The sequence below is a fragment of the Alistipes sp. AF48-12 genome (assembly GCF_003477565.1).
GTDB classification, from domain to species: domain Bacteria; phylum Bacteroidota; class Bacteroidia; order Bacteroidales; family Rikenellaceae; genus Alistipes_A; species Alistipes_A hominis.
The window spans coordinates 119,569-131,874 of record NZ_QUDJ01000010.1; the positions used below are offsets into that span (position 1 = coordinate 119,569).

General features: G+C 53.9%; 9 protein-coding genes and 1 pseudogene. 8 read left to right on the top strand and 2 right to left on the bottom strand.

The window, feature by feature from the left end:
* The first annotated feature begins 115 nt into the window (after positions 1-115).
* The 8 genes and pseudogenes from sppA (at position 116) to DW082_RS07980 (ending at position 10,095) form a co-directional block, all read left to right on the top strand.
* Entirely contained in the window at positions 116-1,912 is a 1,797-nt protein-coding gene (gene sppA, locus DW082_RS07950; RefSeq protein WP_118458145.1) for a signal peptide peptidase SppA, read from the top strand.
* A 118-nt stretch (positions 1,913-2,030) separates the two neighbouring features.
* Positions 2,031-3,104 (top strand): tetraacyldisaccharide 4'-kinase, encoded by a 1,074-nt coding sequence (lpxK, locus tag DW082_RS07955; RefSeq protein ID WP_118458147.1) that lies wholly within the window; start codon positions 2,031-2,033, stop codon positions 3,102-3,104.
* Entirely contained in the window at positions 3,061-3,864 is an 804-nt protein-coding gene (locus DW082_RS07960) for a purine-nucleoside phosphorylase (RefSeq protein WP_055202844.1), read from the top strand. Before lpxK ends, DW082_RS07960 begins: the two co-directional genes overlap by 44 nt.
* A 57-nt stretch (positions 3,865-3,921) precedes the next feature.
* Positions 3,922-4,410: a single-stranded DNA-binding protein gene (locus DW082_RS07965; RefSeq protein ID WP_101571970.1), complete on the top strand. Its 489-nt coding sequence runs from the start codon at positions 3,922-3,924 to the stop codon at positions 4,408-4,410.
* Positions 4,411-4,435: 25 nt separating this feature from the next.
* On the top strand, positions 4,436-4,783 hold the full coding sequence (locus tag DW082_RS07970) for a translation initiation factor (RefSeq protein WP_101571968.1): 348 nt from the start codon (positions 4,436-4,438) through the stop codon (positions 4,781-4,783).
* 2 nt (positions 4,784-4,785) lie between these two features.
* Complete coding sequence (locus tag DW082_RS07975; RefSeq protein ID WP_259335555.1) at positions 4,786-7,413, top strand: DUF2268 domain-containing protein; 2,628 nt, start codon at positions 4,786-4,788, stop codon at positions 7,411-7,413.
* Between the two features lie 44 nt (positions 7,414-7,457).
* On the top strand, positions 7,458-7,631 hold the full coding sequence (locus DW082_RS15035) for a hypothetical protein (RefSeq protein ID WP_259335556.1): 174 nt from the start codon (positions 7,458-7,460) through the stop codon (positions 7,629-7,631).
* Between the two features lie 96 nt (positions 7,632-7,727).
* Positions 7,728-10,095 (top strand): annotated as a pseudogene (locus DW082_RS07980) (transglycosylase domain-containing protein).
* Here the strand turns inward: DW082_RS07980 and DW082_RS07985 are convergent.
* Positions 10,092-10,733: a hypothetical protein gene (locus DW082_RS07985; RefSeq protein WP_118458149.1), complete on the bottom strand. Its 642-nt coding sequence runs from the start codon at positions 10,731-10,733 to the stop codon at positions 10,092-10,094. The pseudogene DW082_RS07980 and the gene DW082_RS07985 overlap by 4 nt on opposite strands.
* Positions 10,730-11,932 (bottom strand): 6-bladed beta-propeller, encoded by a 1,203-nt coding sequence (locus DW082_RS07990; RefSeq protein WP_118458151.1) that lies wholly within the window; start codon positions 11,930-11,932, stop codon positions 10,730-10,732. The genes DW082_RS07985 and DW082_RS07990 overlap by 4 nt, the downstream gene beginning before the upstream one ends.
* Positions 11,933-12,306 lie beyond the last annotated feature (374 nt).

The following is a 12,306-nucleotide window of genomic DNA, read 5'->3' on the forward strand; positions in this document are numbered from 1 at the left end:
AACCGGCCGGGACTGCGTTATGGAACGATATGTGTGTGTAAATGAAGAATAAATTCGTAATTTTACGCGCAGTAAACGGTTCGGATGAACCGCAAAGCGAAAAACAGGAGATAGAATGAAAAATTTTTGGAGTACGTTTCTGGCCTGCCTGCTTGCACTGGTGGTGGCCAATGTGGTGATCGGCGTCTTTTTAGTGATGGTGCTGGCCGGTATCGGGACGCTTTTTTCGGAAACGGTTCCCGACGTGCAGCAGAAAACGGTGCTGCGGCTCGATTTTGCCGAGCCGATCAGCGACGATCCGTCGCGCAACCCGTTGTCGGAGATGGGATTCAACGACCTGATATCGATGCGGGTCGCCCGCAATTACGCTTTGATCGACGTGTTGAAAGCTATCGAGACGGCTGCGACCGACGACCGGATCAGCGGGATTTACCTGAATGTCAGCCCAAATATGGGAATGGGAATGGCTACGCTGGAGGAGATCCGCGATGCGTTGTTGCAGTTCAAAGAATCCGGGAAATTCATCGTTAGCTATGCGGATTACTATACGCAAGGTTCCTATTATATGGCTACGGCCGCCGATAAAGTATATCTGAACCCGCAAGGCAATGTGACCTGGCTCGGTCTCGCTTCCGGAGTCGTATTTTATAAAGGACTTCTGGATAAGTTGGGCGTGCAGGTCGAAGCGATCCGCCACGGCTCGTTCAAATCGGCCGTCGAACCGTTTATCCTGGATAAAATGAGTCCCGAGAACCGTTTGCAGATGGATGCGCTGCTGGGTTCGATCTGGGGGCATGTCGTGAAAAGAGTCTCCGACGCCCGCGGCATCGATTCGGCTCAGTTGCAGCGATACGCTTCCGACCTGGCTCTGCAGAGCGCCCGCAATACGGTCGATCTGAAAATGGTCGATTCGCTGGTTTACGCGTCCGACGTCGAGCGGATGCTTTGCGAGATGACCGACCGGGACGAAGAGCCGGAATTCGTATCGCTGGGAACCTATATCGACCAGCCGAAGACGGCGGTTCAGAAGCTATCCCGGAATAAGATCGCCGTCGTGTATGCCGAAGGGCAGATCGTGGACGGAAAGAGCCGGGAAGGGCTGATCGGCGGCAGTTCGCTGGCGGCGAGGCTGGCCCGGGTACGAACGGACGACCAGGTGAAAGCGGTTGTGCTGAGGGTCAACAGTCCGGGAGGAAGCGCGCTGGCGTCGGAAGTGATCTGGCATGAAGTGGAACAGATCCGTCAGCTCAAGCCGGTCATCGTGTCGATGGGAAACATGGCCGCTTCGGGCGGGTACTACATTTCGTGTCCGGCGGATGTCATTCTGGCTTCTCCGGTGACGCTGACCGGTTCGATCGGCGTATTCGGCTTGATGCTGAACGGCGAAAAGGGACTTCAGGATAAACTCGGCATTACGGTGGATGTGGCTAAGACCAATCCGTCGGCCGATATGGATATGGCGGTCTTCGGGGCGGTCGGGGTACGCCCGATGAACCAGGCCGAACGCGATTTCATGCAGAATAGCGTCGAGCAGGTTTACAGCGCGTTCGTCGGTCACGTGGCCGAAGGACGCAACATGACCGCAGGGCAAGTAGACAGCGTCGGCGGCGGCCGGGTGTGGTCGGGTGAAAGCGCTCTGCGGATCGGCCTGATCGACGGCTTCGGCGGGTTGAGGGATGCGGTGGCCCTGGCGGCCGACCGGGCCGGCGTGGCGGACGATTTCCGGATCGTCTCCCCGGAGGAGTCTCCCGACCGGCTGACGCAGTTGTTGAAGTTGTTTTCGGCGGAGACCCGCGCGGAATTGTTCCGGGGCGAAATGGGGGAAGCTTATCGCGATTACGAAACATTGCGTAATATGTTATACCAGAACAGTATTCAGGCGTTGTCGCCCTACCGGGTAGCGATGCCGTAACCGGTAAAGCCGGTAAAAAAGGTTGTCCCCCGGAAATTTTCCGGGGGATAATTGTTTGTTAAAAACTTTGATATCCAATCTTTTTAATTTATTTTTGAAAATTGGATAAGTATGAGTTATGAAATTACCTCCGCTGATCTCCGTCCCGCTGTCGTGGCTGTACGGAATGGTCGTCCATATCAGGCATAAACTGTTCGATCTGAAGATTCTTCGGAGCGAGGAGTTCGATATTCCCGTAGTCTGTATCGGGAACCTGACGGTCGGCGGAACGGGAAAAACGCCGGTGGCCGAGCTGTTGATCGAACGGTTTTCGGAACATTACCGGGTCGGGGTGCTGTCGCGGGGATATCGCCGCAGGACGAAAGGATTCGTACTGTCTACGCCCACGTCGTCCGCACGGACGATCGGCGACGAGCCCCGCCAGATGAAACTGAAGTATCCGTCGGTACCGGTGGCCGTTTGCGAAAAGCGGGCCGAAGGGATCCGGTTGCTGCGGAAGGCGCATCCCGAGATCGAGCTGATTATTCTCGACGACGCGTTCCAGCACCGTTACGTCGAACCCTGGGTCAATATCCTGCTGATGGACTACAACAACCCGGTTTACCGCGACCGGCTGCTGCCGTGGGGACGTCTCAGGGATACGCGCAATCAGATCCACCGGGCCAATTTCGTGCTGGTGACCAAGTGTCCCGACGATCTGAATCCGCTGGATATGCGCATCGTGATCAACTCGCTCGGACTGTTCCCGTACCAATCGCTCTATTTTACCAGGATGCGGCAGGGGGAGATTACTCCGTTGTTCGCCGACCGGGCCGTCGGAAAGGTCCGCGAGGGGGATCCGGTGATCGCGATGTCGGGCATCGCCAATCCCGTTCCGTTGCTGGAAAACCTGCGGAAACGCTTCGACGTGGTGGCCGAATTGACTTTCGACGATCACCACACTTACCGGCTCAGCGATATGAGGCGGCTGGAAGCGTTGTTCGCAGCGTATCCGGATGCGGTCGTGCTGACGACCGAGAAAGATGCCGTGAAGCTGACGAACCGTAAAAAAGTTCCGGAAGCCGTGCAGCAGCGGCTCTATTACGTACCGATTCATGTTTCATTCGTGGCGGATTCCGAGTCGGAATTCCTGCGTCAATTGGAGTTATATGTCAGAACGAATCAAAAATACAGCCTCCTTCATCCGGAATAGGGTGAATTTCGAGCCGGAAGTCGGGATCATTCTCGGAACCGGGCTCGGCGGGCTGGTGGAGAGCATCGACATCCGTGCGACGCTCGACTATGCGGAGATACCTGATTTTCCGGTTTCGACGGTCGAAGGACATGCCGGCCGGTTTATTTTCGGTATGCTCGGCGGCCGGCGGGTCGTCGCGATGCAGGGGCGTTTCCATTATTACGAAGGGTACACGCCGCAGCAGGTGGTTTTTCCGGTGCGGGTGATGAAATTCCTGGGCGTCGGCCGCCTGTTCGTGTCGAACGCGAGCGGCGGGGTAAACCCGTCGTTCCGCACCGGCGACCTGATGGTGATTACCGACCACATCAACCTGATTCCGAATCCGCTGATAGGACCCAACGATCCGGAGCTCGGCCCGCGTTTTCCGGACATGAGCGAACCTTACGACGCCGGCCTGATCGCATTGGCCGCCGAGGTGGCTTGCCGGGAAGGAATCCAGTTGCAGTACGGGTGTTACATCGGGGTGACTGGTCCGACTTTTGAAACCCGCAAAGAATACCGTTTCTACCGTACGGCGGGAGCCGATACCGTAGGCATGTCCACGACGCCGGAAGTGATCGCCGCGAATCATGCGGGTTTGCCGGTATTCGCCGTGTCGATCATTACAAACATGGGGCTCGACGGGATGAAGTCGACGCACGAAGAGGTGCAGCGCGAAGGGGCGAAGGCCGAAGCGAAGATGACGCGGCTGTTCGTCGGTATGCTCGAAGCGCTTTAGTACGGCGGTTCCGGGTAAGACGTATCGTATTGTAATATAATTTAATCGGGATAAATCATGGTCAATAAAGTAATTCTTATCGGAAACGTGGGGATGGACCCTGAAGTAAGGGCTCTGGAAGGGGGCGCTAAGGTCGCGCGGTTGCGGATCGCAACGACCGAGCGGATCTATAATCGACAGACGCAGACCGCGACCGAGCATACCGAGTGGCATACCGTGACACTGTGGCGCGGGTTGGCCGACGTGGCCGACCGTTATGTCCGCAAAGGGAGCCAGGTCTATATCGAAGGAAGTCTGCGTACGCGCGAGTGGACGGACAAAGACAACAACAAACGTTACACGACGGAGATCGTCGCCAACGATATGAAGCTGCTCGGTCGTCGCGCCGAAGGCGCGGGCGCGCCGATGGACGGTAGCACTTACGGCGCCGCTCCGCGTCCTGCCGCCGCTGCGCCTGCGGAAGCGCCGTCGGGAGCCGCTCAGCCGTTCAGCGGCGGAGGCGCTGCGGAAACGTCGGCCGACGAGGTGGACGACCTGCCCTTTTGATTTTTCATAGCACGATCAGAACGCGATGACCAACAACGATTGGAAAAACCGGCTCAACGTGGTCTATTCGACCAATCCCGATTTTCGGTACGAGGAAGAGGAGAAAGGAGAGCGACAGACGCTTCCCGCCGCTCAGCAGCAGTTGAAAGTGTGGATCGATCGCAAACAGCGCGCCGGGAAACAGGTGACGCTGGTGCGGGGATTCGTCGGTACGGAAGACGACCTGAAAGAACTGGCGCGGTCGCTGAAGAGCAAATGCGGCGTCGGCGGAACGGCCAAGGACGGAGAGATCCTGATTCAGGGCGATTTCCGCGACCGGGTCGTCGATGTGCTCGTCAAAGCCGGATATAAGGCGAAAAAGGCGGGAGGATAGCGATGAAGCGGTGGATCGGGCGGTTGGTCGCCGGGTGGATGTGCGTGTTGCCGGTCGCGGGTTTCGGCCAGTATTACGACTGGGGGCGTTCGCCGTCGGGCATCCGCTGGAATCAGGCGAATACCGTTGCCGGAAAGATCGTTTATCCGGATTATTTTTCAGCGCAGGCCGCCCGGGTGGCGAATTATATGGACACGGTGCGGTCGCATGTTTCCTACGGGTTCAAGTACGGCCCGTTGCGGTTCCCGGTAATTCTGCATACCGAAAATTTCGTTGCGAACGGGATCGTGATGTGGGCGCCGAAACGGATCGAGCTGGAGGCGATTCCGCCGTCGGCCCCGTTCGCCGAGCCGTGGCTCAAACAACTGGTGACGCACGAATACCGGCACGCCGTACAGTACGGCAACCTGCACCGGCGGTTCATGAAATGGGTCGGTTACGTGGTCGGACAGCAGGCGGGTTTGCTTAGTTCGGTGCTGTTGCCGATCTGGTTCCTCGAAGGGGACGCTGTGATGAACGAGACGCAGATGGCGTCGTTCGGCCGTGCGCTGCAACCCTCTTTTACGATCGAATACCGCGCCTACCTGACCGAAGGGACGAAGAAATTCCCGCTCGACAAGTGGTTTTGCGGTTCCTATAAGAATTATATTCCGGATCACTACCAGTTCGGTTATCAACTGGCCGCCTGGTCGCGCGAACAGTACGGGGACGATATGTGGTCGCGGGTCGCGGAATACGGTTCGAAATATCCCTATACCATTTTGACGACGAAGTGGGCGCTGCATAAGTACTACCGCACGTCGGTCAACGAGATCGCGCGCAACACGCTCGACGAGTTGACTCGGTTTTGGCGTTCGCTGCCCGTCGAACCGAACAGCGGCGAAACGCTGCCGACGCCGATTACCAGTTATACGGTCTACGATGCCCCGATGGCGCTGAACGATACGACGCTGCTGGCGCTGAAACGCGATATGGACAAGACGAGCCGCGTCGTGGCGGTCGATCCGCGGACAGGCTGCGAACGCCGGTTGTTCTGGACGGGAAGCGTCAATACGCCTCCGGTGCTGTACGACAGTACGCTGTACTGGACGGAGTACCGGAGCAGCACGCTGTGGGAACAACGCGTGACGTCGCGGGCGTGCAGTTACGACCTGCGCACCGGCCGACGCCGGACCTTGCGCGAACGCGGTAAGACGCTGTTCCCGACGCCGTTGCCCGACGGCCGGCTGGCGACGGTCGGTTACGATTATGCGGGGCGTTACAGCCTCGATCCGGGCGACGGAAGGCGTTTCGATTTTCCGGATACCCTTTCGATACACGGACTCGCTTACGACGAGGTCACCGGAACGCTGGCCGCGATTGCGCTCGGCGACGCGGGGATGTCGATCCTGCGGATCGACTTACAGGACGGAGCTCTGCGGACGATCAAGGAGCCGACTTATGCGAGCCTCTATAACTTGCGGGCGGGAGCCGGAAAGCTTTCGTTCAATTCGATCCAGTCCGGTAAGGACGAAATCCACCTGTTCGACCTTACCGGGGGCCGGGAGTACCGGCTGAGCCGTTCGCGCTACGGTTCGGTGGCTCCGTCGGCTCCAGACAGTAGCGGAGAACTCTATTTTACGACTTACTCGCTGGACGGATACCGGCTGGCCCGCCAATCGGTTCGCAGCGATTCGCTGATTCCGGTGGAGCCTCGGAAACTGCCCGAGAACCGGGTCAATCCGCCGCGACGCAAATGGGACGTGATGAACATCGATACGGTGACGGTTTCCGGCGATTTTCCGGCGGAAACGCGGAAAAAACGATTCCGCAAAGGATTGCATCTGTTTAACCTTCACAGTTGGGCGCCCTGGGATTTCAACCCGTTCCATATCGCCGACGAGAACCGGATCGACATCAGTTTCGGCGCTACCGTCATGTCGCAGAATCTGCTGAGCAGTACTTCCGGGTACCTGGCCTACGGCTATGCCCCCGAATTCGGCAGCCGCCTGCGCGGAGGAATCAACTATTACGGACTTGCGCCGAAATTTGAACTGTCGTTCGAATACGGTGGAGGCAAGCAGTTGCTTTACGGCGTAAAAAACCTCGAGTACGAAGGGATGAAGCGGAAGAATTATTTTCAGGTCAATCTGCTGGGATACCTGCCGATGACGCTCGCCTCGGGACATCGCGTACGGACGTTGACCCCGTCTGTGGAGCTGCGCCATATCAATGCGCTGATGTGCGGGGACTCTTCCGTTAAAACCGGGTTTCAGCGGTTAGTGACCGGCCTGAATTTTTCGGACAACGTCCGGATGGCGACCCGCGACTTTTTGCCTCGGTGGGGCTATGCGGCCCGGTTCGCTATGGTATGCGCCCCGTTCACGGAAGGTTTCGGCCGACTCTATTCGCTGTACGGGCGGGCCTACCTGCCGGGTGTGATGAAACATCATTCGCTGATGCTGCGCGGAAACCTGCAGCATCAGAACCTGGCTTCCCAGAACTTTTTCTATAAGGAACTTTTTCCGCGCGGAGCCGCGTACAACATCGTGGCGACCCGGCTCGGGGCCGCGTCGGCCGACTACCAGTTCCCCGTGTGGTGTCCCGACGGCGGGATCAGCAGCATCGTCTATTTCAGCGGATCCGGCTGAACGTCTATTACGATTTCGCCCGGTTCAGACAGACGATTCCTTCGGTGATCAGAACGTTCTACCGGATGCATACGGTCACTTCCTACGGCGGCGAGATCATCTTCGACATGCATCCGCTGCGGATTCCGGCGAAGACTACGACGGTCGGGTTTTACATCTATAAGCCCAGCGACCGTTCGGGCGTGGTGGGCGGCGTGAAACTGTCGCTTCCGATCTGATCGGAAAGGGCTGTAAAATAAGCGGGCGCCAAAAACGTTGTTTATTAAAATAGCGATTAAAATTGTACCTTTGCCCGAGATAACCGTTGCATCGTCATGACCCAAAAGAAGATTATCGATAAGCTTCAAACCCCCAAGGCCGTAAAATGGTTCTGGATTATACTCGTATCGCCCGTTGCGCTGATCGTTTTGCTGCTACTGCTGATTCGCCTCGGCGTATTCGGGAAACTGCCGACTTTCGAAGAGCTCGAGAACCCGAAAAGCAACCTGGCTACCGAAATCTATTCGGAGGACGGGCAGATGATCGGCAGCTTTTTTGTCCAGAACCGTTCCTATGTCGATTACAGCGAACTTTCCCCGGCACTGGTGGCGGCCCTGACGTCGACCGAAGACATGCGTTTCTACTCCCATTCCGGGATCGATTTCATTTCGCTGGCCCGCGTGGCCGTCAAGACGATGGCGCTCGGCAACCGCAATCAGGGCGGCGGCAGCACGATTACGCAGCAGTTGGCCAAAAATCTCTACCCGCGCGATACGGCCGTCTACGACAACCCGGTTTCGAAGGGTTCCAAACTGGTGATCTCGAAGCTGAAAGAGTGGATTACGGCCGTGATGCTGGAGTATAACTATACGAAAGAGGAGATCCTGACGATGTACCTGAATACGGTGCTTTACGGCAGCAACGCCTACGGCATCAAGTCGGCGGCGCGGACCTTCTTCAACAAACTGCCGTCGGAACTGAACGTGCAGGAGGCGGCGATGCTGGTCGGCGTGGTGAATGCGCCGACGCGTTACAGCCCGCGCAGCAATCCGGATCGGGCTCTTATCAGGCGCAATACGGTGATCGACCGGATGAGGGCCGGGGGGATTTCTGACGCGTCACCAACGCGATTCGATCAAGGCGCTGCCGATCGTACTGGATTACCATCCGATTTCGCACGACGAGGGTACCGGCACCTATTTTCGGAGTATGTTACAGATCGTGATGACCTCGGATCGGCCCGACCGCAAAAGTTTTGCGCCGGGAGTGGCCGGCGATTGGGATTACAAGGCGGCCGTCGAACTGTGGGACAAAAATCCGCTGTACGGCTGGTGTCGGAAAAATACGAAGGCGAACGGCGCTCAATACGATTTGTACCGCGACGGGCTGAAGATCTATACGACGATCAATGCGACGATGCAGAAATATGCCGAGAAGGCCGTATGGGCGCAGATGGGCGGTAACGTACAACCGATGATGGATCGGGTGCTGAAGGGGCGGCGGAGTATTTTCTCGAACCTCAGCAAGGAAGAGGAACAGGCGATTATCAACCGCGCAATGCGTAATTCCGACCGCTATCGGATGTTGAAAAAAGAGGGAGCTACCGAGAAGGAAATTCAACAGGCGTTCGACACGCCAGTCAAAATGCGGGTTTTCAGTTACAAGGGCGACCGGGATACCACGATGACCCCCCGCGATTCGCTGTATTACTACAAGCGTTTCCTGCGGGCTTCGCTGATGGCCCTCGACCCGTCGAACGGTTATGTGAAAGCCTATGTGGGCGGCCCGTCGTTCCGTTATTTCAAATACGATATGGTCAAGCAGGGCAAACGCCAGATCGGGTCGACGATCAAACCGTTCGTCTATACCTTCGCGATCGAGCAATTGGGGCTGACGCCCTGTACGCCGGTGCCGAACCTCCCGGTCACGATCGAAACCTACAACGAGCCGTGGTCGCCGCGCGAGGCCAGCAAAGTGGTTTACGACGGAAATCCGAGACCGCTGCGGTGGGGCCTGGCCAACAGCCGCAACAACTATTCGGCATGGATCATGAAACAGGCGCGGCAGCCGGAAGCGGTAGCCGAATTTATTCATAAGTTCGGTATTCACAGCTATGTGGATCCCGTGCCGGCCCTGTGCGTCGGAACGTCGGACTTTTCGCTGTTCGAACTGGTCGGCGCTTACGGGACGTTCGCCAACCGGGGCGTGCATATCGATCCGATCTTCGTGACGCGGATCGAGGACCGTCACGGCAATGTGTTGGCTAATTTTACCGCGCCGGCTCAAGATGCCATCTCCGAACAGACGGCCTATACGATGCTCGGTATGTTGAAAAACGTCATCAATGCCGGAACGGCCGGCCGTATCCGGGCGCTCGGGATCACGGCCGATATGGGAGGTAAGACCGGGACGACGCAGAACAACTCGGATGCCTGGTTCGTCGGCGTGACGCCGAAGCTGGTCGCCGGCGTATGGGTCGGCGGCGAAGATCGGAGTATTCACCTCTCTTCGGGCGGTGAAGGATCTCGGATCGCGTTGCCGATTTTCGCCGATTTCATCAAGCGGGTTTACAACGAACCGAAGCTCGGAATCACGCAGAAAGATCAGTTCCCGATACCGGTCGGCGCGGTTTCCTACGACTGCGACGAGAGCGACGTCCACTCCCCCGCATCGCAGATGCGCGACGACGAGTTTTTCGATTAGCTTTCCGGTTCGACAGTCGTTTCCGCAGGTTTGAAAAAACGATCGTATAGAATTCTGTAAAAATGTTCCGAGTGTTCCTGTATTTCTTTGATCGGAATGAAAAGTTGAGTTGTTTTTAGATCTTTGTTCATAAGGCAAAGAAACGGAACGTTTTCTTTATCCAGTATACCTAATTGGGTATCGTGAGTTACATAGTATATGGGAATATTGATGTGCTTATTCGCCATGTAAGCTCGTAATTTACGGATTGTGTCGCTTAACCCTAAAATGACAATATGATCATTACCAATTATATTTCCGAATTGTATTAAATTTTCCAATTCTTTATCAACGCATATTGTACAGTTAAGTGATGAAAAAATGAAAACAAGTTTGTAATCTTCTTTGAACAAATCGGATAAATGGAGTGTTTCCCCTTTTGAATTGAGTATTTTAATATTATTAATTGGCCGATTATCATACATGTATTTAAGTTTCATATTACCGATACATACGTCGGTATATGCTGTGTATATAATTAAGCTATCTTTCAACCGATTTATTTCTTGGTTTTTAGTCTGTTGTGAAAACCATAGCAATGTGCTTGTAATCATAAGTAAAGGAATTACAAGTATGAGTATCGTATTTTGTAATTTCATGGATTATTCTTGATATGAGCTACGACGACGACCGGATTGTCGTTTGCTGTGATTGTTTTGTTTAGGTTCGCTATTTGAGGATTATCACTGTTTCGGAAATGATCGAAATAGAAAGATTCCATAACATAATAGAAGTTTTTACCGTCTGTCGCCATAGGCATGAATGGAATCGTTTTGTCCAGATCGTTGATGACGGGAATCCGGTTATCGGTGTTTTTTTCCCAAATACGGACTCCTTCCTTGAATGTTTTGCGCCGGGGATCGTAAAATCCGTAATAACTTTTATTATTATGCCGGTAAAAGAGGTAAACGATGTTGTCGCTTTTGAGCATGTTGCAAATCGTCGGATATTGAGGCTTCGAATCTTCTTGTGAGGCTTCGTGAGCCGATTTATTGCTGCTTGCCGCCAGTTGTAGTTCCCGCATTTGGGGCGTAACTCCGAAGTCTACGTAATATTCCGGCTGAATTTTATTGTTACAAATACTGTAAACGGTATCGTTTAGCGGCATAATGAGATGCACCGTATCGTTCGAATAAGTGCAGGACAGATTGTTGATAAGACCCGTAATTCCTAATCGATTGATCGTATTATTGAAAAATAGTTTTGATTGGGTTTTACGGGTTTGCAGGTCGAAAAGAATCAGATTGGGAGATTTGGAACGGATGCTATAAATTGGATTGCTGATGTAATCACAATAGCAGGCCAGTTTGTTATTTCCCAAATAAGCGATCGAGGTCGTGATAAAATCCAGTCCGATTTTTTCGATAAATTCACCTTCATAAGTGAATATGGAGATTTTTTGAGCTATATCGTCGTGGACGATCAGTCTTTTGTTAGAAACGTCTACGGCGACGTCGTTCAAGCTCAAATATTCTCCGGGTCCTCTGCCTTTTTTATTGATTTTACGGATAAACCTTCCCGATTTATCGAAGATGTAAATCGTTTGCGTGATGTCTTTATCCACTATTAGAATACGGTCTTGCAACGGGATTATTTTGTCGATTACCCCGATCAGGTTCGAGGTATCGGTAGCCAGTTTGATATAAGATAATGAGTCCACGATATCGGAAAGGTGTAGCGGGTGTTCTGCCGTTCGTAACGGCGGATGCAGAGTGGCCGCGTTCGTTGCCGGACGGTTCCGGTGGCAGGAAGACAGAAGGATTATTCCTGAAATCATAAGAAGTAGAGTACGGATCATAATTTAGATTTTAAAAAAAAGGGCCATTTGGAACGGCCCCTCTTGTGTATTATGGGATATGAATAATGGGAGGACAGTCTGTTCCCTCACTGGGATCGCAACAAACTTTGTCATATTTTTTGCATTTTTTATGGGTTCCCCCGGATAGGCATTGGGCTGATTGTAATGCTTGATCGGGAATAAATGTTTCGTTTGAACATTGAGTAGGTTTATCGTCATCTTTTTCTCCTCTTGTAAGGAGTTCTACATTTGTTGTTAATAGATCGTTGATTGGATTTGTATTACCTTTTATGTATGTTATAAAAGCAAAAAATTCCAATTCCAGTTATTAGGAATGAAGCAAAAATTGATTTTTATTTAATAGATTGATCATC